The 21,573-nt window shown below is 58.9% G+C and carries 18 protein-coding genes; 11 read left to right on the plus strand and 7 right to left on the minus strand.

Features of this window, described 5'->3' with window-relative positions; genetic code table 11:
* Positions 1 to 28 precede the first annotated feature (28 nt).
* The 3 genes from FHT93_RS17090 (at position 29) to FHT93_RS17100 (ending at position 3,969) form a co-directional block, all read left to right on the plus strand.
* Positions 29 to 1,570, plus strand: a complete 1,542-nt coding sequence (locus FHT93_RS17090) for a sugar ABC transporter ATP-binding protein (RefSeq protein WP_183848542.1) — start codon at positions 29 to 31, stop codon at positions 1,568 to 1,570.
* A 41-nt stretch (positions 1,571 to 1,611) separates the two neighbouring features.
* On the plus strand, positions 1,612 to 2,637 hold the full coding sequence (locus tag FHT93_RS17095; protein WP_183848544.1) for an ABC transporter permease: 1,026 nt from the start codon (positions 1,612 to 1,614) through the stop codon (positions 2,635 to 2,637).
* A 621-nt stretch (positions 2,638 to 3,258) separates the two neighbouring features.
* Positions 3,259 to 3,969, plus strand: coding sequence for a phosphatase PAP2 family protein (locus FHT93_RS17100; RefSeq protein WP_183848546.1), 711 nt, complete (start codon positions 3,259 to 3,261; stop codon positions 3,967 to 3,969).
* A 3-nt stretch (positions 3,970 to 3,972) separates the two neighbouring features.
* On the opposite strand, the gene FHT93_RS17105 is transcribed toward FHT93_RS17100, so the two are convergent.
* From FHT93_RS17105 to FHT93_RS17135, 7 genes are all read right to left on the minus strand, one after another.
* Positions 3,973 to 5,304: a HAMP domain-containing sensor histidine kinase gene (locus FHT93_RS17105; RefSeq protein WP_112542384.1), complete on the minus strand. Its 1,332-nt coding sequence runs from the start codon at positions 5,302 to 5,304 to the stop codon at positions 3,973 to 3,975.
* A complete protein-coding gene (locus tag FHT93_RS17110; protein WP_112542385.1) occupies positions 5,301 to 5,960 on the minus strand; it encodes a response regulator in 660 nt (219 codons plus the stop codon). Before FHT93_RS17110 ends, FHT93_RS17105 begins: the two co-directional genes overlap by 4 nt.
* A gap of 222 nt (positions 5,961 to 6,182) precedes the next feature.
* Positions 6,183 to 6,860 (minus strand): outer membrane beta-barrel protein, encoded by a 678-nt coding sequence (locus FHT93_RS17115; protein WP_112542386.1) that lies wholly within the window; start codon positions 6,858 to 6,860, stop codon positions 6,183 to 6,185.
* A 590-nt stretch (positions 6,861 to 7,450) separates the two neighbouring features.
* A complete protein-coding gene (locus FHT93_RS17120; protein WP_183848548.1) occupies positions 7,451 to 8,650 on the minus strand; it encodes a mandelate racemase/muconate lactonizing enzyme family protein in 1,200 nt (399 codons plus the stop codon).
* 17 nt (positions 8,651 to 8,667) lie between these two features.
* Positions 8,668 to 10,029: a mandelate racemase/muconate lactonizing enzyme family protein gene (locus FHT93_RS17125; protein ID WP_183848550.1), complete on the minus strand. Its 1,362-nt coding sequence runs from the start codon at positions 10,027 to 10,029 to the stop codon at positions 8,668 to 8,670.
* Positions 10,030 to 10,096: 67 nt separating this feature from the next.
* Positions 10,097 to 11,263, minus strand: a complete 1,167-nt coding sequence (locus tag FHT93_RS17130; RefSeq protein ID WP_113016965.1) for a mandelate racemase/muconate lactonizing enzyme family protein — start codon at positions 11,261 to 11,263, stop codon at positions 10,097 to 10,099.
* 54 nt (positions 11,264 to 11,317) lie between these two features.
* The gene (locus tag FHT93_RS17135) at positions 11,318 to 12,028 is read right to left on the minus strand and encodes a GntR family transcriptional regulator (RefSeq protein WP_112972305.1); all 711 of its coding nucleotides are present in this window, start codon (positions 12,026 to 12,028) and stop codon (positions 11,318 to 11,320) included.
* 207 nt (positions 12,029 to 12,235) lie between these two features.
* On the opposite strand from FHT93_RS17135, the gene FHT93_RS17140 reads away from it, so the two are divergent.
* From FHT93_RS17140 to FHT93_RS17175, 8 genes are all read left to right on the plus strand, one after another.
* Positions 12,236 to 13,714 carry a sugar ABC transporter substrate-binding protein gene (locus FHT93_RS17140; protein WP_112972306.1) on the plus strand — a complete coding sequence of 493 codons (1,479 nt, stop codon included), beginning with the start codon at positions 12,236 to 12,238 and terminating at the stop codon, positions 13,712 to 13,714.
* A 73-nt stretch (positions 13,715 to 13,787) separates the two neighbouring features.
* Positions 13,788 to 14,747 carry a sugar ABC transporter permease gene (locus tag FHT93_RS17145; protein ID WP_183848552.1) on the plus strand — a complete coding sequence of 320 codons (960 nt, stop codon included), beginning with the start codon at positions 13,788 to 13,790 and terminating at the stop codon, positions 14,745 to 14,747.
* Positions 14,744 to 15,634: a carbohydrate ABC transporter permease gene (locus tag FHT93_RS17150; protein ID WP_113116382.1), complete on the plus strand. Its 891-nt coding sequence runs from the start codon at positions 14,744 to 14,746 to the stop codon at positions 15,632 to 15,634. The genes FHT93_RS17145 and FHT93_RS17150 overlap by 4 nt, the downstream gene beginning before the upstream one ends.
* A 10-nt stretch (positions 15,635 to 15,644) precedes the next feature.
* Positions 15,645 to 16,742, plus strand: coding sequence for an ABC transporter ATP-binding protein (locus tag FHT93_RS17155; RefSeq protein ID WP_183848554.1), 1,098 nt, complete (start codon positions 15,645 to 15,647; stop codon positions 16,740 to 16,742).
* A 32-nt stretch (positions 16,743 to 16,774) separates the two neighbouring features.
* Positions 16,775 to 17,938, plus strand: a complete 1,164-nt coding sequence (locus tag FHT93_RS17160; RefSeq protein WP_113212355.1) for a mandelate racemase/muconate lactonizing enzyme family protein — start codon at positions 16,775 to 16,777, stop codon at positions 17,936 to 17,938.
* Positions 17,939 to 17,959: 21 nt separating this feature from the next.
* Positions 17,960 to 18,706, plus strand: a complete 747-nt coding sequence (locus tag FHT93_RS17165; RefSeq protein ID WP_112972309.1) for a ribonuclease activity regulator RraA — start codon at positions 17,960 to 17,962, stop codon at positions 18,704 to 18,706.
* Positions 18,707 to 19,090: 384 nt separating this feature from the next.
* Positions 19,091 to 20,836: a glycosyltransferase family 8 protein gene (locus FHT93_RS17170; protein WP_183848556.1), complete on the plus strand. Its 1,746-nt coding sequence runs from the start codon at positions 19,091 to 19,093 to the stop codon at positions 20,834 to 20,836.
* A 35-nt stretch (positions 20,837 to 20,871) separates the two neighbouring features.
* A complete protein-coding gene (locus tag FHT93_RS17175; protein ID WP_112542399.1) occupies positions 20,872 to 21,558 on the plus strand; it encodes a glycosyltransferase in 687 nt (228 codons plus the stop codon).
* The last annotated feature ends 15 nt before the right edge of the window (positions 21,559 to 21,573 follow it).

The raw sequence follows: 21,573 nt of genomic DNA on the forward strand, positions 1-21,573 counted from the left end.
TGACATTACCAGCAGTCATGGGCAGGCGATGAATCATAGCAGCGACATCCCGTCACCGGGCGTGCCCTCAACGCCGTTCCTTTCGCTTTCCGGAGTTGGCAAGACCTATCCAGGCGTCGTTGCACTAGACGGTCTTTCACTGGACATCGCGCCAGGCGAGGTCATCGGCCTCGTCGGCGAAAACGGGGCCGGAAAATCGACGTTGATGAAGATCCTCGGCGGCGTGATTGCCCCCGACCGGGGAAGGATTCTGCTCGACGGGACAGAGCTTCGTCATCTCACTGTGGAATCGAGCATCTCGTCCGGCATCGCCTTCGTGCATCAGGAACTCAATCTCTTTGAGAATCTCGATGTCGCTGCCAATATCTTTCTTGGGCGCGAACCGCTGAAGGCGGGACCTTTCAAGCTCGTCGATCGCGATCGCCTAAGGGACATGGTAAAGCCGCTTCTGAAGCGCGTGGGCGCGCATTTCTCCGCCGACACGCCAGTCGCATCGCTCTCGCTCGCCGAGCAGCAGATGGTGGAAATTGCCAAGGCGCTATCCATCAACGCAAGGCTGGTCATCTTCGACGAACCAACATCCAGCCTTCCGTTGGCGGAAACCGAGCGGCTGCTCAATATCATCAAGTTGCTGAAGGCGGATGGCATCAGTGTGATTTTCATCTCGCATCGCCTCCACGAGGTTGAGCGCGTCGCCGACCGGGTTGTAGTCCTGCGCGATGGTGCCCTTGTCGGCACGCTCGCAAAAAAGGACATTGGTCACGATCAGATGGTCAAGCTGATGATCGGCCGGGCGCTTGCGGCCCGTACGGCAAAGCCGCAGCGCTCACCTGGATCAGTTGCGCTGAAAGCAAGCGGCGTGCGCACCGCGGCCTATCCCAGTCGCCCCGTCGATCTTGAAATGAGGTATGGAGAAATCCTCGGGCTTGCCGGCCTCGTCGGGTCAGGCCGCACCGAGCTCGCAAGGGTGCTCTTCGGCATAGACCGCAGTTACGGCGGAGCTATTGTGCAGGACCGAGAGGAAATCGTACTTCGTTCCGCGCGGGATGCCGTTGCTCGCGGGATTTTCCTGGTACCGGAGGATCGCAAGCGTAACGGCATACTTCTTGATTTCCCGATCGCCCAGAACATAACCCTTGCCGACCTTCCCGCGCTCGCCAGCCGCTTCATGCTTTCCGCCGAGCGGGAGATTGCGGCGGCCGAAAAGCAGCGCGTTCGCCTCGGCATCAAGGCGCCCTCCGTTTCGACACGAACCGGCACTTTGTCGGGCGGCAATCAGCAAAAGGTAGTGCTTGCCAAATGGCTGTCGATGAGCCCGAAGGTGATGATCTTCGACGAGCCGACACGCGGCATCGATATCGGCGCGAAGAACGAGATTTACGGACTTATGCGGGCGCTTGCCGATGCCGGAGTTGCGATCCTGATGATCTCCAGCGACATGGAAGAGGTGATCGGCGTTTCCGACCGCATTGCCGTCATGCATGAAGGCCAGATCGCCGGCATCCTCGATGAGGATGAGTTCAGTCAGGAAAGCGTCCTTTTGCTTGCTGTCGGTAAAGGCGTAAAATAGCAGCTGCGGCAATATAACTGGGTATCGGGAATGGATCTCGCATGGTCAAAAAAGATCTTGGACTGCTGCTTCTCATCGTCGTCGTCGGGATCGTCGTCGCCGTCATCAATCCGCGCTTCCTGCTGCCGATCAACCTGGCGAATACCGCCAACCTGATCGGCCTGTTTGGCATCCTGTCGATCGGCCAGGCCTACGTCATCATTACAGGAGGCATCGAACTTTCCGTCGGCTCGCTCGTAGCCCTTCTCGGGGTGCTGTTTGTCGATTTCGTCGCTGTCCAGGACATGCCATGGATGCTGGCGCTACCACTCATTCTCGTGCTCGGCGCGGGTATAGGTGCCATCCACGGCTTGTTGATAACCCGGCTGAACCTGCAGCCCTTCGTCGTCACCCTCTGCGGCCTACTTATCTATCGCGGTGCGGCACGCTTCTATACGGCCGACGGAACGGCTGGCTTTGCGTTCGGTCAGAACTTCCCGGACCTCGAATTTCTGACGGCCGGACGGTTCTATGGCGTTCCCAACACCTTCATTGCGCTTGTCATCATTTCCGTGGTCATGTGGGTGGTACTGCATCGCTCAATCTTTGGGCGCTATCTCTACGCGATCGGCAAGAACGAGGAAGCGGCCCGCTATTCCGGTATCCGTACCGGCCGGATGGTAATGTCGGCCTACGTCATCTGCGGGCTGCTGACGGCGCTTTCGGCGATCTATTTCGCCATGTATACGCGCTCGATCTCGCCGGCGAGCCATGGCCAGTTCTATGAACTCTACGCGATTGCCGCTGCCGTACTCGGCGGCTTTTCGCTCCGCGGCGGCGAGGGATCGATCGTCGGCGTCGTACTCGGAACAGTCCTGCTCCAGGAGTTGCAGAACCTCGTTAATCTGCTCGGCATCCCCTCGTCGCTAAATTTCGCCGTCATGGGTGGTGTTATCCTTATTGGCGTCCTCATCGACCAACAATGGCACGCAATCCGCGCACAGCGGCGCCTCGTATCAGCCGCCAGGCAGACCGAGGCCCGTGTTCCGGACGAAGGCACAGTGCCGGTAGTTGCCAGTCAGGACTAGGCCTCCTTGCCGGCAAGAACCGGCTTGCAAGGGTTGAGCTGATCTATGACGGCGGCGATATCGTCCGCCCAAAGCTGCAGCTCAGTGGAATACCCACGTCAAGGGGAGCACCGATCCGCCATGGCCGCGCAGGCCGAGGCAACGAGGCGGAAATTCTCTGCACGCGTGCTCTCATACTGGCTTCCAGCAAAGATGCTCTGTGGCCATCCGTGAATGAACAGTATCGACGGCGCGTCCTCTTCCCCACATACCCTGCGCCGCCAATTACACTGTGAACGTCCATCATCGTGCCCTCCCGTCAGCATCACACCGGCGAGAAATTCTTGGCGTGAACGGCCGACGTCCCCTTCCCTCCACTCAAATTTCTCAAGCCGGGAAAATCGCCTTCAGGCTGTTGTCAGTCTGATCGGCTATCGAACTTCGCTGGTCACCCCTCTTGCCGAGATTACCCACGGAAGTTCGATTACAGTGAGCGTACAAGCCACCGACGTCCCCGCGATATCCAAAAGGTCTGCCTTGCTCTTCGTCGCTCTCGTTGCGGCGACAGACCGAATTCTGGGACGCGCACGAAAGCGCTTGCGGGCAGGTTACCGGAGATTTTTTGCCAGCCAGGTCCAGGTCGTGCCATCGCGCAGAGCGCTCCTGGAGAGACCCACCTTCATACTTCTCGTCTTTTTCCTGGCGTCGCTCGTGACCATGAACGAGGCCGATCTCGCCCTCGGTGTCTGGATGCAATCCGTCCCGAAACAATTGCACGGCATTATCAACTGGCTGAGCGATCTCGGGACGGGTCAGCTCATCCTGACCGTCACGGGCGTCATATTGCTTTCTCGCATCGTGATGCCTCTCGGCGGTTTGTGCCGCTCGACAGTCCGCAAAGTAAATGCCGCAACCGCGATTACCGCCTTCCTGTTCCTGTCTGTGGCGGGCGCAGGTATTGCAAGCGCCTTGGCCAAGAACATCGTGGGGCGGGCGCGGCCAGAACTGCTTGCGGTCGACGGACCATTCTATTTCAAACCGTTCGCTTTCAATTCGGAATTCGCCGCTTTCCCGTCCGGCCATTCCGCGACTGCGGGCGCGATGGCAATGTCGGTCGCATTGACGTTTCCGGCGCTCCGGCCCTTCGTCGTCGCAATTGGCGTTGCGATCTGCCTCTCCCGTCAGATGATCGGCGCACACTGGGCTAGCGATACGATCATGGGCTGGGCGGTCGGCGCCGCATTCACGCTTTGGCTCGCCCACCAGTTTGCCCGCAGACAACTCGTCTTCAGCTACGCGAACGATGGGCGGCTCCAGCCCCTGTCCTGGCGTCTCGACGCTATTCGGGCCTGACGATCATTCAGGCAAAAAGATACGAGCTTCGAACCCTTCCGAGCGGCCGCTCGCCGGCGATCGAAGTTCCAATACACCTCCCATATGTCGGACGATCGTATCGGCGATGGAGAGCCCCAGACCAGCGCCCCTGGCGGACGTCGCCCCTCTTCGAAACCGGACTTTCAACCCATCCAGATCGGCCGCAGATAATAGCGCGCAGTCATTAGAGATGCTGACGCTGCCGTCGCGGTTTACCGACACGTCGATTATGCCGGTGGGGCGTCCGTGGAGGATGGCATTCTCTATGAGATTGCTGACCACAATGCCGAAAGCATCGACATCGACGGCTCGCATAAGGGGATCTGCCGATGGGCTGTAGGCGAGACGGTGCTCTGTGGCAGGACTGCGGCGATAGTCGCGGACGATCAGGTCAAGCACCTGACGAAGATCGCTCGTTGCAGCCGTCTGCCCAAGACCGGCGTCAGCTCGGGCAAGCTGGAGAAGCTTTTCCGACGTGCGTCCGAGCTTTAAGAGCGCCGCCTCGATATTGCGGGCACGCGCTTTCATGACCTCATCCGGCAACTCGGCGAGAAGTCTTTGCGTCTGCGCAAGCGCGCCGGCCACGGGCGTGCGAAGCTCGTGAGCACTGTTGGTGGCGAACTCCCGTTCCGCGGCTATCGCCGCCCGAACGCGCTGCAAAAGCAGGTTCACCGACTGAGCGATGGGTTTCAGTTCCCGGGGTACGGTCTCGGTCTCGACAGGCGACAGGTTGCCACTGCCCTTTTTTGAGATCGCCTCACGCAGCTTGTTGATCGGATCGACGGCTCTTCTGGCAATCCACGTCATCAGGAGAAAACTGAGCGGAAGCAGAATGGCAAGCGGGATGAGCATCGTCACCGCGCTCTCCCGCACCGCCTCACGCCGGTGGCCGAAGCGGTCCGCCGTCTGCAGGAACAGTGAGCCATCCGCGCTCATTGCCGTATAAAATCGATACTTTTCCGTGTCGTGGAACCCGACGGTCAGGGGGACATCGAATGGCTCGAGCGGTGCGTCTTTCGAATGAAAGACAACCGCTCCGTCCCTGCCGCGAACCTGGTAGACAAGATATTCCTTTTTGGACGGGGTCGATGGCGCGCGATGCGCTTGCTCTCCCTCCTGAACATTCGGCAGTTGTCCCTCTTCCACGATCGCCAGCAATCGTTCGGTCGTCTCCTCGAGCGCATTGTCGAAGATCTCGTCGAATTCCGACCGCATCACCGAGATCCCAAGCCCGATGGCACCAAGCCAGAACAGCACCAGCACGCCTGTGAGCGCGGCTATAAGAGGTCGGACGATGCTTCGATCTCTTCTCATTCGACCGCCAGCATGTAGCCGAGCCCTCGGGCGGTCCTGATCTTCTCCATTCCGATCTTCTTGCGCAATCTGCTGATATACACCTGCACTGTGTTGCTTTCGACCTCCTCGCCGAAAGCATAAAGGGCGTCCTCGATCCGTTTCAGGGTAACGAGTTTTCCCGGACGCTCGACAAGCAGATCGAGTAACGCCCACTCGCGCGGAGTCAACTGAACGTCCTGTCCGCCGACGCTGATAGAGTGCGACGATCTCTCGATCACGATATCCGCAACCTCGATGGTATTTCGCCGACGTCCCTCGTAGCGGCGACGAACGGCAAGGATTCGCGCTTCGAGTTCGTCGAGGTTGAAGGGCTTGATCAGATAATCGTCCGCGCCCGCGTTAAGTCCGGCGATGCGGTCTGATATTTGATCTTTGGCGGTGAGGACAATCACTGGAGCCTCCCCGCCCCGCGCCCGAAAATATTCCAGGAAGACCAGACCATTGCCGTCCGGAAGATGCAGATCAAGGAGAACGAGCCCGTATTCGAATGACCTGCTTGCGGCTTCTGCATCGACGACCGTGCGGACCCAGTCCGTCGCGTAACCGGCCGTATTCGTGTGATCGCGAACCGCCTCACCGATAATCTCGTCGTCTTCGACCAGGAGAATACGCACAATCCGTCCCTTGCGACCTAGTGGCTGGTTACACCATTGTTAGCTTGGCCCAGCAGCCGTCCCGAGGATAAAGCCAACAGGACCATATCGTGCCGATGCACCATACGGCCAGATGCTTTTCCGATCTCGGATCGGCTATCGCGAAACCGCCGACCCGATGATTGCTACTGATGGGATGGGCAGCAACCTGCGTCGGGTATCAGCGCTTATCGCTTGCGACGATCACCAGTGATAGGAAATACCGACATTGACCGCGTTGGTGACGATGTTCGTCTTCAGGCGGTCGCCGCTATCGATCGGAACATCGACGCGCGAATAGGTACCCTTGTATTCCACGAAGGTCGACCAGTTGTCGGTGACGCGGAAGTCGACGCCGGCCTGCGCCTGGAAGGTTACACCGCCGAATTCGTAGTCGAAGGTCGTGCCCTGGGGACGGGTGACTTCGACATGCGGAATGTTCACGCCGACGCCGGCGCCAAGATAGGGGGTCCAGCGGCGAGCCTGGTCCTTGAAGCGATAGAGGCCGTTGACCGTCAAAAGATTCAGGCCGTCGGTGAATTCGAAATGCGTCCAGCCCGGCGAACGCGCCATGGTCTCGTCGTCGGCATAGACCTTGTCATGGGTATAGTCGAGAGACACCCCCCAGTTCGGCAGGTTGAAATCGCCCAGCCACCAGGTGACGCGGCCGCCGTAGTAGGGAGGGCTGCCGAACGATTTGCCTTCCCAGCCGGCGCTGAAGGAGGTGCCATCGGAAACATCGATATGGCTATGCGGTGCCGTCTGGTAACCGCCATAGATGGAAAATTCCAGATCTTCAGCCGAAGCCGTGCCGGCCATCGCGAGAGCGCAAAAGGCGATACCTGCCAGAAGCGAGGCCGAGCGTTTGAATTCAAGTCTCATAGAATACCTTCTGCTTTGATCCCTCAACCGCTGAGCCTTCTAAACGCTGGCCGAACCAGAAATTTGCAGACGAGCCCACCCGGCGATCGAACTCATTTCCATGAGCCCGATACCGCATCAACGGCGAGACTGTTAGGTCACTTCCGTTCCGAGTCGATGAATGGAGATTGGGCGCGCCTTCCCCAGCCCACTACGCGTCGAAAAAGCTTTAGCGATGATTCCTGACAATAAGCTGAAAGCGCAGCGGCAGGATCGCACCGTGCCCCTCAAAACCAAGGACGCAGCAGTTTCCAGGCGATAGCTTTCCATGCCGATCCCAAGATTGCTCCGGCATTGGTATGCGCCGACTTGACGTGTAGGAAATTACCTAAGATTCAGGGCTTAGGAGACATTCAACGTATCGGTGAGATCAATCGCATCTTCGGCGGCGGGGGTGGGCGGAGCCGCAAGAGGTCGCCGCCGTTGTACCCAATAGTGACAAGTGACCCTGAGATCGAAGCCCTCATCCCCGTTTACAGTTCGACACCACTTATTTCGACAGGCGCCAGCGCCTGGCGCCTGACAATATCGCATGGCATGTGGAGGGAGGTTCAGTCGAAAAAGCCCGCATCCTCTTCGCTGAGATATTTCCTAGCTCCTTCGGCGTCGATATCGAGGCCCAGCCCGGGCGCTTCCAGCAGGTCCACCATGCTGTCCTTCACAATCTGAGCCGGCAAGCCGATGACCAGATCCTCCCACCAAGGGTCGGAGGCGCTTGGATATTCAAATGCGACATAATTCGCGGGCAACGTGGCGCAGACATTGATCAACGCGCCGAGGCCTAGCAGACCGTTAGCTGTGCCGTGCGGTGCCATAAGGATTGAATGCATGTAAGCGTGCTCGGCGACCCATTTGAGCTCGGCGATACCGCCAATATCGGCGGGATCGGGGCCGATGACGCGTACCGCCTGCGTCTCAATCAACTCCTTGAAATTGTGCCGCAGGTAGATCTGCTCACCGGTGTGGATTGGTGTCGAGGTAGAGGTCGTCAGCTCACGATAGGCCTGCGGATTGACCCATGGCACATAGTCACCAGTCAGCATGTCCTCCAACCACATGAGATTGTACTTCTCCACTGCGCGAGCGAACTTGATCGCATCGGGCAGCATCCAGCCCGGACCGCAGTCGAGCGCCAGGCTGACCTTATCGCCAAGCACTTCCTTCATCGCGATCACGCAGTCGAGCATGTGATTGAAACCGCGCTCGCTGATCACGCCCTGATCCATGGCACCGTGGTAGCCGGCCTTCTTCTGCGTCACGCCATAGTGGAAGCCCTCGATCGTGTCCTTCATATTGGAGTGGAACGAGATTCCTTGCTTCACCATGAAGAAATTCTGCGGCTGCTCCATCATCCATTTCACGTCAGCAGCGTAATCCTCGGGCCGGTCGCCCATGCGTTTCTGGCGGATCGAGCCGTTGTACACACGCACCTTGTCGCGCACCTTGCCGCCGAGCAGCTTATAGACCGGCACCCCCGCAGCCTTGCCGGCAATATCCCACAGTGCATGCTCGATAGCACTGACTGCCGCACCATACGGCTTGAAAGAGCCGCGTTGGCGGATCTTCAGCATCACTCTCTCGACGTCAGTCGGATCTTCGCCGATCAGCGCCTCGCGGAAATGCAGCACGAAGGGCTTGAGGTAGGACTTGGTAAATTCGACTTCGCCCAGGCCATAGAGGCCCTTGTCGGTTACGATGCGGACGATCGGGTGTTTGCCGATGACGGCGCAACGGAGATCGGTGATCTTCATCTTCGGTCCTTTTCGCTTCAGCTCCAGGTGCGATCCCAGGAATATTCATCGTCCCAGCGATCCGTAGGTTGCCAAATGCCGGTGACACCCGGCTGCAGATGCTGCGAGATGACTTCATCGACGACGTCGTCGATCCCCAGGCCAGGCTTGTCCGTAACAGTGATGAAGCCGTCCTTCACCAGCGGCTTGGGAAGTCCCGTGACGATATCGTCCCACCAATCGACATCGGCGGAGTGGTATTCGAGCGCCATGAAATTTTCGGTCGCGGTGGCGACATGTGCGGCGGCCATGGCGGCGATTGGACTTTCTGCCATGTGAATGGCCATGGCGACACCGTGATCCTGCGCCAAATCGCCAATCTTCTTGGTCTCGAGGATGCCCCCACTGGTGAGCAGGTCCGGGTGAATAACCGAGACCCCGCCGCTATTGAGCAGAGGCTCGAAGCCTTCCTTGAGGTATATGTCCTCGCCAGTGCAGATCGGCACCGTGGTCGCGTCCTGCAGCTGTCGGTATTGCTCGCTATACTGCCATGGGATCACATCCTCGAGCCAGGCCGGGACGTATTTTTCAATTCGCCTGGCAAGGCGAATGCCGTTCTGCATCGAGATATGGCCAATATGGTCAATCGCAAGCGGTATATCCATGCCGATGACCTCACGAACCTCGGCGATATATTGCTCGAGCAGGTCGAGGCCCTTGTCGGAAAAGTGCAGCCCGGTAAACGGGTGCTGGACGTTATGCAGATCGTAGGCAGCGTTGCGAAGACGCCGTTCTTCAATGGTCTTCAACGGCCCGCGACTGGGAGAGTTGCGGTATCCTTCCAGTGAGCCAGCAGGAAACACGACCGCACCGGGCACGTCGGCGATCTGCATCAATCCCAGATCCATCTTTAAGAAGGTGAATCCGAGCTCCATGCGCTCTTTGAGGCGCTTACCGGTCTCGGTACCGCTCGGCACGGTGGCGTCGGTATCGCAGTAGACGCGCACTTTCTCCCGGAACCGACCGCCGAGCATTTGGTAGATCGGCACGCCGTAGGCCTTGCCGGCAAGATCCCACAACGCGATCTCGACCGCCGAAACACCGCCGCCTTGCCGGCCGTGCCCGCCGAACTGCTTGATGCGGCGAAACAGGCGGTCGATGTCACATGGGTTCTCGCCAAGCAACCGGCTCTTCAGCATCAGCGCGTAGGTGGCGCTGGCACCGTCGCGCACCTCGCCAAGCCCGACGATGCCCTGATTGGTGTAGATCTTGAGCAGCGCTGAGGTGAACGGCGCGCCGACAATTTCGGCAACCCGCATGTCGGTGATGCGAAGTTCTGACGGCTTGGAATGCGTGTTTACACGATTGAGCGCCTCGTCGGCTCCATCTGCCTCTAGCATGGTCTATCCTCGTTTGGTCGGCAGGGTACGTCACCGCGCGTACGGTGGGACGGCGTAGAGCGACTGGCTAATCCAGCTCGATCTCGTGGCTTTGCAGGTAGTCGCGGTTCATTTCGACGCCGAGACCAGGCTTTAATGTCAGCTTGAGGCTGCCATTCGAAACGTCGAGCGGCCTATCGATAAGGTGATCATACTTGCCCAGGTTCCACTCCGACGTTTCGAGCTTGTAGAAGTTGGGAACGGTCATCATCACTTGCGCTCCCGCAACCACGTTGATCGGACCTGCGGCATCATGCGGCGAGACCGGGATGTAGTAGGCTTCGCATAGGGCGGAAATCTTCTTGAGTTCGGTAATGCCGCCGGTCCAAGTGACGTCAGGCATGATGTAGTCGGCAAGCTTGTTTTCGAGCACCGGCACGAAATCCCACTTCGTGTGGCCGCGCTCGCCCCATGAGATAGCGGCGCTGACCTTCTCACGGACCTGCTTGAGGGCGTTGAGGCTCTCCGGTGGACAGGGCTCTTCGAACCAGTCGATCTGACCGGCTTCCTCGAGGCTCCGGCAAAGGCGGATGGCGGTCGGAACGTCAAAGCGGCCATGCGCATCGATGAGGATGTCGATGTCGGGACCTGCCGTTTCGCGGATCAGGGCGGTAAGCTCGGCAGCTTCGCGCTCGTCCTTGCGGGTCATGCTGCCATCGAGATAGCCATCCCGCTGCTCGCGAGCCTGTCCGCCGGCGGTGCGGCCCTGGTGGGGAAAAGGATCGAACTTGAGCGCGGTGTGGCCGGACTCGACGATGTCTCGAATTTCCCGGACCACAGCCTCCTTGCTTGTAAACTTACGCTGGTCGGGATGGGTGTAGAGCGAAATTTCATCGCGTACCGGTCCGCCCAGGAGCTCATAAATCGGCTTGCCAAGAACTTTGCCGCGGATATCCCAGAGGGCGATGTCGATGGCGCTTATACATTCGACCGCGGCGCCGCGACTGCCCATGTAGGTGAAGCTGCGGAATATCTTGTGCCACAGATACTCGATCCGGGACGGGTCTTCGCCGGCAATAGCGGCACCGATCTGCCGCAGGATCGTGCAGAGGGCGCGATTGGCGAGCCTTGTCGTGGTGGTGATCTCACCCCAGCCGCTCACGCCCTCATCGGTCGTCACTTCGACGAACAGGAACTCTCCCCAATAAGAAGCATCGGATTTGATAAGCCACGGCCGAACGCTGGTGATTTTCATCTCAACTGCCTTTAACTGAAGTGGTCGGGATAACGATATCAAGGGTTATGGATTTTATCCTGCTCGAGCGGCATTGCGCGCACGCATGTGTTCGAGGATGTGCCGGCCGGAGCCCTCGACGTGGCGTGCAATGAGGTCGGCTGCCTCGTTGGCATGTCCCGCTTTTACATGCGCGATGAGCTCGCGATGCTCGCTGAGGATCGCGGCACGCCGGGCGAGCGTGAAGTCGAAACGCCGACTTACGGCTCGCAGGACTTCGCGATGCTTCCACCAGAGCTCGGCGGCATGGCGGTTGTAGTGCTTCTGGTACATGACGGTGTGAAAGGCGGTGTCCAGCTCGCTGTGCCTGAAAGGGTCGGCGAAATTGTTCTCTTCGATCAGGCCTTGGATGCGTTCGAGTTCAGCAATGTCCTCTACGGTGGCCATGTTCACGAACCATTTCGTCAATGCCGGCTCGATCAAGACGCCGATCTCGTAGATGTCCCGAACGAAATCCTGATCTATGGGCCTCACGCGCGCTCCGCGGTTGGGAACGAAGGTGACGAAGCCCTCCCCGCGCAAGAGTTGCAAAGCCTCGCGCACAGGGTTGGTCGAGGTGCCGTGGCGCCGGGCGAGATCGGTGACAACAAGCCGCTCGTTAGCAGCGAGCCGCCCTTCGATGATGTCATCCCTGATCAGTTGATAAAGCGAAGCGCCTTCGCTGGAGGCCCCGATAGCGTCGATGCCTTCGGGTGGCTGCGCTTTAAAATCGCTCGTTTCGGCCAAGATTGTCCCCAATGAATACACAGATTTCCCAGATATCACGCAATACTTCTCAAAACAATGTACGATTTCTCTCATTGACAGGCAATCGCCGATCTGAAAACGTATGATCAGGCCGAAGGGATACATTAGGGAAAATCTCGCGGCCGGGGAGCAAAGACCGCTCGCCTTGACGCAGAGCGGCATGGGAGAAAACCTGGGAGGTTACCTATGACGAGGATTTCACTCGGCCGTGCTGTCCTGCACGGCACTGTATCGACTGCTTTAATGATATCGTTGACATCCGTGTCTGCGCTGGGTGCGCCGGTCGACCTGAGCAAGTGGTCGCCGGAATACGTGCGCTCCATCGCCGGCACACAGGATTTTGACACGGCCGGCGATTGCTCCAAGGTCACTCCGCTCGACTACAAGGGGCGGCTGACTTTCTGGTATCAGGGCGTGTTCGAGGGCGACCCCGACCTCCTGCGCCAGTATTACAAGGACTTCTTCGAGACCTTCCGCAAAACCTACCCAAACATTGAGCTTGAGGAGCAGGCCCTCACCTATAATGACCTTCTGGACAAGTTCCGGACGGCGCTCCTTGGCAATGCAGCGCCCATGGCGGTCCGCCTGCAAATCCTTGGTGGCACCGAATTTGCAGCGAAGGGTTATTTGCAGCCGCTCAAACCTGAGGATGTCGGCTATTCGACTGACGATTTCTGGCCCGGAGCGATGAAGGCTGTAACCTGGGATGGCGTGACCTACGGCATTCCAACCAACAATGAGACGATGGCGTTCATCTGGAACGCCGATGTCTTCAAGCGTGCAGGTCTCGATCCGGACAAGGCTCCGGCAACCTGGGACGACGTTGTCAAATATTCCAAGCAGATTCACGACAAACTCGGCATTTCGGGTTACGGCCTCGTGGCACGCAAGAATGCGGGCAATACACCGTACCGTTTCATGCCGCAGTTGTGGGCCTATGGCGGCGGCGTCTTTGACGAGGCCACCGCGAGCCCGGCCTATAAGGAGGTCGAGCTCAATAGTTCGCAGAGCAAGGCTGCACTGCAAGCCTCGTACGATATGTATGTTCGCGACAAGTCGGTTCCGGTTTCGGCGCTGACCAATCAGCAGGCCGATAACCAGCCCCTTTTCCTGGCTGGCCAGCTCGGCATGATGATCTCGCACCCGTCCGACTATAACGTCATGCTCGACCTGCAGAAGAAGACGACGGGCAGCGACAAGGAAAAAGCGCAGACCGTTATCGACAACATGCGCTACGGCCTGATTCCGACAGGCCCTGACGGCAAGCGTGCCGTCGTGTTTGGCGGCTCCAATATTCACATCCTGAAGCCCGAATATGTCGAGGGCGGCAAGGTAGATGAGCCGGCAGCAAAGGCTATCATCTGCATGTGGACGAGCCCCGAATGGTCACTGAAGATGGCCTATGCCGGCTCGAACCCCGGAAACCTGAACGGCTTCAAGACCAAGTGGATGAAGGAACGCCTCGACAGTATCAAGTTCCTTGATGTCACGACCTCGATGCTGCCATACGGCATCCCCTTCCCGGCGCTGCCGCAGTCGCCCGAGATCATGAACATCATCGTCCCCGACATGCTGCAGAATGCCCTCACCGGGGCCATGACGGTCGACCAGGCAGCGGACGACGCGGCCAAGAAGGTCAAGGGCCTGATGGACGGCGGACTTTAGTCCAAGCCTGACGATCTGACCGGCTGCGCCTTGATCGAGGCCGGTCTGTTCCGAAGAATAAGGGCAGCGCACAGTGACGATCTTGACTTCGAAGGCCGAGACTCGCCGAAGACTGCAATCCGACAGGTCGGGCTTGCTGCGAAAGATTTGGGAACACCGCGCCGATTACGCGTACGTGCTTCCCGCGATCGCCGTGATGCTCATCGTCATTGCCTATCCGATCTACTACACGATCGAGTTGTCGTTCTTTAACACACCGCCTGGCCTGCAGCTCCGGGACAAGATTTTCGTCGGCCTCGACAATTACACCGCTATCCTCACAAGTCCGGTGTTCTGGACGGTCACCTCGAACACGCTTATCTGGACGCTCGGATCCACGTTCATCTCATTCGTCCTCGGGTTTGCCTGCGCGCTCGCGCTTCATCGCGACTTTCTCGGCCGGGGCATCCTGCGTGCCATCCTGATCATTCCCTGGGTCATCAGCGCGGTCGCTGCGTCCTATATCTGGAAGTGGATCTACCATTCGGACTTCGGGATCATCGGTGCGGTGCTGGTCGGCCTCGGCTTGGCGGACCGGCCGCCGAATTTCATCGACAGCGTCACGACGGTGCTGCCCTCGCTGATCGTCGTCAATATCTGGCGAGAGTTTCCGTTTGCCATGATCATGATGATGGCCGGCCTGCAGACGGTGCCCGACCAGTTGCTGCGCGCCGCAAAAGTCGACGGCGCCAATGCATGGCAGCGGTTCTGGCACGTCACCTTTCCGCACTTGAGAAACGTTTCGACCGTGACGATCCTTCTCCTGGCCGTGGCCAACTTCAATTCTTTCATCATCCCCTGGATCATGACCGGCGGTGGGCCGTCGAATGCATCGCATATCTGGATCACCCACATTTATGAGCTCGCCTTCGGCCGCCAGCGCTGGGGCGTGGCATCGGCCTATTCGGTGCTGCTGTTCCTGATCCTGATGTCGCTCGGCTACTTCTACGTCCGTGCGCTGAGCGGTAACGAACGGAAGGACGCGGGCGAATGAGCGCGATTGCCGGGACTGCTCATCGAGGCCAGGCGCGCCGCCGTACCCGCATCGATGGATGGCGGTGGGGCGGACGCATCTTTCTCGTGTTCATGCTGCTTTACACCGCATTGCCGATGATCTGGATGTTGAGCACCTCGATCAAGTCCGGCTTCGCGGCCATGCAGTTTCCGCCGCAATTATGGCCGGACCAACCCACTCTCGCCTCCTACCAGAAGCTGCTCGATCCGCAAAACAGCGTCGGCCAGGACTTCCTGCGCTTCTTCTGGAACAGCCTTCTCGTCTCCACCGCCACGACCATCCTTTCGGTGATCGTGGCAGTTCCTGCGGCCTACGCGTTTTCGCGCTTCACCTTTCCTGGCCGAAACTTTCTGTTCTTCGCCGTCCTGCTGCGCAACATGTTCCCGGCAGTGATCTTTCTCGTGCCGCTCTTCATCCTGATGCGCGCGATCGGGCTGATTAACACCCATGGGTCGCTCGTCCTCACCTACCTCACATTCGGCCTGCCGCTGGCAATCTGGCTCCTCAAGGGTTTCTACGACAACATCCCGGTGCAGCTCGAGCAGGCCGCACGCATCGATGGAGCAACGCGATTCCAGGCCTTTCTCCTGATCGTGATGCCGCTCTCGGCGCCGGGCATCATCGCCACGGCGATCTATTCCTTCATCGGTGCGTGGAACGAGTACATCTACGCCTACACCTTCCTCTCCAAGAACGAGCAATTGACGCTGCCAGTCGGCATCCAGCGCTTCTTCTCGGAAAACACGACGGACTTTCCGGGCCTGATGGCGGCAAGCTTCATGATGAGCGTGCCCGTCGTGGTCCTGTTCCTCGTTCTTCAACGCTACTTCGTACGCGCCCTCACAGAAGGCGCAGTCAAGCACTAAGGAGTTGCCGGTGGCCCACGTGGTCCTCAAAGATCTGGTCAAGACCTATGGCGCCTTCAAAGCTGTCAACGATGTTTCGCTGACGGTCAATGACGGCGAATTCGTTGCGCTCGTCGGCCCTTCAGGCTGTGGCAAGACAACCACGCTCAATCTTGTGGCGGGGCTCATTCCGGTCACATCCGGTGACATCGTCATCGGCGACCAGGTGGTCAACGACCTCGATCCCAAGGATCGAGACATCGCAATGGTGTTCCAGAACTACGCGCTCTATCCGCAGAAATCGGTCTACAAAAATCTGGCGTTCCCGCTGCAGATGCGCAAACTGCCAAGGGACGAGATCGACAGGAAGGTCAGGGAAGCAGCGCGCGTGCTCGACATGACGCAGCTGCTGGAGCGCAAGCCACGCGAACTTTCGGGCGGGCAGCAGCAGCGCGTGGCGCTGGGCCGCGCCCTTGTTCGCGATCCGGCGGTATTCCTGATGGATGAACCACTTTCCAACCTCGACGCAAAGCTGCGCGTGCAGATGCGCTCGGAGATCAAGCGTTTTCACCAGGACCTCAAGGCGACGATCATCTATGTGACGCACGACCAGCTCGAAGCCGTGACCATGGCCGACAGGATGGCGGTGATGAACGGCGGCTACCTGCAGCAATACGACACTCCGGCGCAGGTTTTTGCCCATCCGGTGAACATGTTCGTCGCCAGCTTCGTCGGCAGCCCGGCGATGAGCCTTGTCCCACTGGAGGCGTCAACGGCAAGCGGCGAGACCGTGTTGACCAGCGCAGAAGGCTGGCGCCTCGAGCTTTCGCCAAAAAACGCCCAGAAGGTCGCAAGGGCAACCAGCAGGAAAATCGTGCTCGGCGCACGCCACTCGACGATCAAGCTGCACAAGAGTGCGATGCCTGGGACCGTCCCTGCCAAGGCCTACACAGTGGAGCCGACCGGAGACGTGACTTTCGTACAAGCGTTTCTCTCCGGCGCCATCGTCAATGTCAGCGTCCCGCCGACCATTGCCGTCGCGCCCGACGAACAGATCTGGCTCGAGTTCGATCAGGAGCGGATGCATCTGTTCGACGGCGAAACGGAAATGGCTCTCAAGGCCAACTGAGACCACGCGGATACGCGTGAACGAGGGCGTTTATGACTGCGAAACTTAAAATCACGGCGATCAAGCCCTATCCAGTATGGGTAGGAACGCGCAACCAGATGCTGGTCAAGGTGGAGACCGACAACGGCATCTTCGGCTGGGGCGAGAGTGGCTTGAGCGGCCGCGAGAAGGCCGTGACCGGCGCGATCGAGCACTATCGCGAGTTCCTTATCGGCCGCGACCCGATGCAGATCGGACGGATCTGGCAGGAAGCCTATCGCAGCCAATATTTCGAAGGCGGCCGCGTTCTGCAGGCAGCGATTTCCGCCATCGATATTGCCCTCCACGACATCAAGGGCAAGGCGCTGGGCGTGCCTGCCTATGAACTGCTTGGCGGCAAGCAGCGCGACCGCATTCCGACCTTTGCCTCCACCGGCGACGAGGCCGAGGGCGATGTTGCCATCGAACGAGCCCGTGAACTCCATGCCCAGGGGTGGCAGGCGATCCGCTTTTTCCCCATCGGGCAAAGCAGCAAGGACATCTTTGAGCCGCGCGAGTCGATCGGGCCTACCGCACGGATGCTGAACAAGGCGCGCGAGGCGCTCGGCGACGACGTCGTTCTTGGCATCGACTATCATCATCGGCTGTCGGTGGCAGAGGCGGCGAGCTTCTGCAACAAGCTCGACCGTGGCGTCCTTGACTTCCTCGAGGAGCCGATACGAGACGAAACACCCGAAGCCTACGAATCCCTGCGCAGGATGACCGATATCCCCTTCGCCATCGGAGAAGAGTTTGCCAGCAAGTGGCAGTTCCTGCCCTATATCGAGCGTGGCATCCATCAGTTCAACCGGCTCGACGTCTGCAACGTTGGCGGGCTCACCGAAGCGATGAAGGTCGCCGGCTGGAGCGAGGCGCACTATGTGGACCTGATGCCGCACAACCCCCTCGGCCCAATCTGCACGGCAGCGACGATCCATCTCGCCGCCGCGGTGCCGAATTTCGCCTGGCTTGAAACCAGAGCGCCCGAAGCAAAGCTCGGCTTCGACAATTCCGACTTCTTCCCCGTGCAACCACGGCTCGACGGCCCCGATTATCCGGTGAACGACCTGCCGGGGCTCGGCGTCGAGGTCAACGAAGAGGCAATCAAGGCGGAGAGCTTCCGTTTCTGGGAAGCACCTCACCTCAAGCGCCGCGACGGTTCTGTCACCAACTGGTAGTTTCACCCACCGGAGCCTAAAATGACCCATACGCCCGATATTACGCGACCGCCCAAAGAGCTGATCGACGCGCTGAAGGAGATCGGCGCCGCGACCATTGCCGGTACGCTCGGCCACATGGGCTTCCGCAATCCGCACATGGTTGGTCCCGTATCGCAGAGCCGCGGGAAGTCGATCGTCGGCCCGGCCCTCACTCTTCAGTTCCTGCCGCAGCGGCCGGACCTTTTCAACGAGGGAGAATATGCCGATCCCGAGACGCAGTTGCACCGGCACGTTCTCTATCACGCGCAGGAGGGCGATGTGGTCGTGGTCGACGCGCGCGGCGACATGAGCTCTGGCGTCTTCGGCGATATGATGTCGACCTATTTCAAAGGCAGAGGCGGCGCCGGCATTGTCATCGACGGCTGCATGCGCGATCGGCCCAATGTCGAAAAGCTTGATCTCGCCCTCTGGCTGCGCGGGTGGACGCCCAACTACCACGTGCAGACCAGCATCTATCCGAATGCCGTCAACGTTCCGATTGCCTGCGGCGGTGTCACGGTCATCCCAGGCGACATCATCGTCGCCGACGATGATGGGGTGGTGGTTCTTCCAGTTGCCATGGCCTCGAAAGTAATCGAAGAGTCGCAAAAGCATCACGACTGGGAGGAGTTCTCTCGGCTGAAGCTCATGGAGGGCGGGTCGTTGCAGCGTTACTATCCGCTGCATGACGATGCCCGCGGGGAATACGAAGAGTGGCGCAAAACAAATCGCCTCAGAACAACTTAGCCAACGGATTGCCGCGGCGGGCCGCGAGCTTTCCGAGGTGTCCCCGACGTCTGCACAAAAGCCGGCGTCGCTTTTCGATCTGGCAGCCGAATCCGGCCGGCGAGGTTTGCTGAACGCCATGGGCAGGACGTTCCTTACCGCGTCGGTTCGTCGTTGACACTGCGGCGACTGCCGAAAAGTAAAAACCCCTGATGGCATTGACAAAACTCGCTTGTCCACGATGTTTCACCGTCTGCGCGGTTGAGTGCGGTAGGATTTTCCTGAATCTTCATTTAGTAACGAGCTCATTCAGGATTCTGTCGTCGCTCAATATTGCATTTCCCAGGGGGCGGGATGTCGGTTGGCATACATAGCAAGGCCATATACGTGTTCACGGATGCGCGGATGCTTCCGGCCGCATGCTGCACACTCTTGTCAGTCGTACGCAACAGTCAAAAGAACGATATCAAACTGGTGATCGTCGGCATCGATTTGCCCGAGGACCAGAAGGCCGGCGTTGCGACCTTCAACATGGCCAACGGAATCAATATCGACGTCGTCGACTTCACTTTTCCCACCGATACGCCCGAGACGGCAGGCCGCTGGCACAAGTCGACGCTTGCGCGCCTCTATCTCGACAAGCTGATGGACGAGAACCTGGAGCGGGTTCTTTACCTCGATGCGGATATATTGGCCGTCGGCAATGTCGATCCACTCTTCGATGTCGATCTCAACGGCAAGGCCATCGGTGCCGTTGATGACTACGTCGTTGCCTTTCCCGACAAGATCGGACAGCGGGAGCGCGAGCTCGGCCTCGACCGGGGAGCGGGATACTTCAATGCCGGGGTCTTTCTCATGGATTGCGCCGCCGTCCGGGCCGGCGGTTTTTTCGAGACGGCGCGTTCGCTGCTGAGATCGGGACGATCCTTCGCCTCCAACGACCAGGATATTCTCAATATTGCCTTTCATGGGACGTGGCAGCGGCTCGACAACCGATGGAATGTCCAGACCGGGACCATGCGCTATATCCGCAATCCTGCGCTGCTGCATTTCACCGGGCGTCGCAAGCCGTGGCACCCTTCGGTGCAGACGGGGCAGTCGGCCTATGCCGAGATCTATTCGAACATGCTTTCGAAAACACCGTGGTCGGGATTTGTCAGCCGTCGCAGTCCTTCCCGAAAGGCGGCCGATTATCTTCTTGCGTTCGGCAAACGCGCCGGCGCGATGAACCGCTCCCAACAACTGAAGACATACTTTGGCGCGAGTGAGGGCGTCCCAATGGTCGACAGGAATCCCGGACCCGAAAATTCAGGAAGCCACGTTTTTCAAACGCAGAGCGCCGATGCCTGGCGCGCATTCTTCAATCGCTATTCGCACATCGTTCTGGTCGCCAATAGCGAGGCGCTCGATCCGCAGTCGATGAGGACGGAGTTTCCCGGCGATACCTTGTTCGTCTTCTTCAACAAGGTCTACAAGGTCCTCGACAGCAGCTTCCCCGGACATGCCATTCTTGTGGCGCGCAGCGGCATGATGGGTGCCAATATCGTCCATCGGCGGGAGGTGGATGATGTCCTGAAATTCTTCACCTCGGAAAAATTCCTCGGCATTCTGAATATCCGCACCGCACCCGAAGAGCGCTTCAGTCCCGTCGCCGCATTCAAGGGTGCGACGGTCATGTACGGTGATCTCGAGACGCTGATGTCGGGCCACTATCCGCAGGATAAAATCCCGACGAGCGGCTTTGCGCTGGTTGCGTGGATGCGGGAACTTCAGCTGACGCCGAAGATCGTGCTCGCGGGATTTTCCGGGAAAAGGAGTGCGCGCTGGAAAGTCTTCGACGTTCATGACTGGACATTCGAACGGATCTATTTCAGGCTTCTGGCGCAAAGGGGCCTGATCACCAGCGCTGAACACGCTAGGCCGTCCCGCTTCGATCTTCTGACCCGGCATTTTCCTGATGCGAAATTCGAGGAGATCCAGGGCGCGGTCAACGATGCATTCTCCACGCGGCTTGATCATGCGCTGACCCTCATCGACGGCCTGATGTCACTCACCAAATGGCAGCGGGCTCTCGATCAGGCGTTCCGCAAGGCGCGGCCAAAGACCCGCAAGCAGCGCGCGCTTGACCGCCAGAAGAAGCAAGCTTCCTGAATGCAATCACTGATTTGTGCCAAGGAGAAATTGATATGACCGATATCGTCAACATCTATGTTGGTTTCGATTCAAAGGAAGTCGTTGCCCATCACGTGCTGTCGCAAAGCATTCTGGAAAAATCGAGCGTACCCGTGAGGATCACGCCGATCTACCTGCACAATGTCGCAAACATATTCACGCGTGAGCGCAACGCACTGCAGTCGACCGAGTTCTCCTTCTCGCGCTTCCTGACGCCCTATCTCAGCCAGTATGAGGGATGGAGCCTGTTCATGGATTGCGACATGCTTGCGCGCACGGATATTGCCGAGCTCTGGGCGCTGCGCGATGAACGCTATTCCGTCATGTGCGTGAAGCACGATTACCAGCCGAAGGTCGAAACGAAGTTTCTCGGCCAGGTGCAGACGAAATACGAAAAGAAGAACTGGTCGAGCCTCATCCTCTTCAACAACGCGAAATGCAAGGCGCTGACACCTGATTATGTCAACACCGCAACCGGGCTGCAGTTGCACCAGTTCAAGTGGCTCGACGGCGACGATCTGATCGGCGAGCTGCCCGTCACCTGGAACTATCTCGTCAACGAATATGACAAGCGCGATGACGCGAAGATCGTGCATTTCACAGATGGCGGCCCCTATTTCGACGAGTACAGGAACGACGATTACGCCGAGGAATGGTTCGCAACGCGCGAGCGCATGCTGCACGTCCAGCAGCGCGGCTGACCGGCGTATCAGGCG

It is taken from the genome of Rhizobium sp. BK379, from assembly GCF_014193955.1.
GTDB lineage: Bacteria > Pseudomonadota > Alphaproteobacteria > Rhizobiales > Rhizobiaceae > Rhizobium.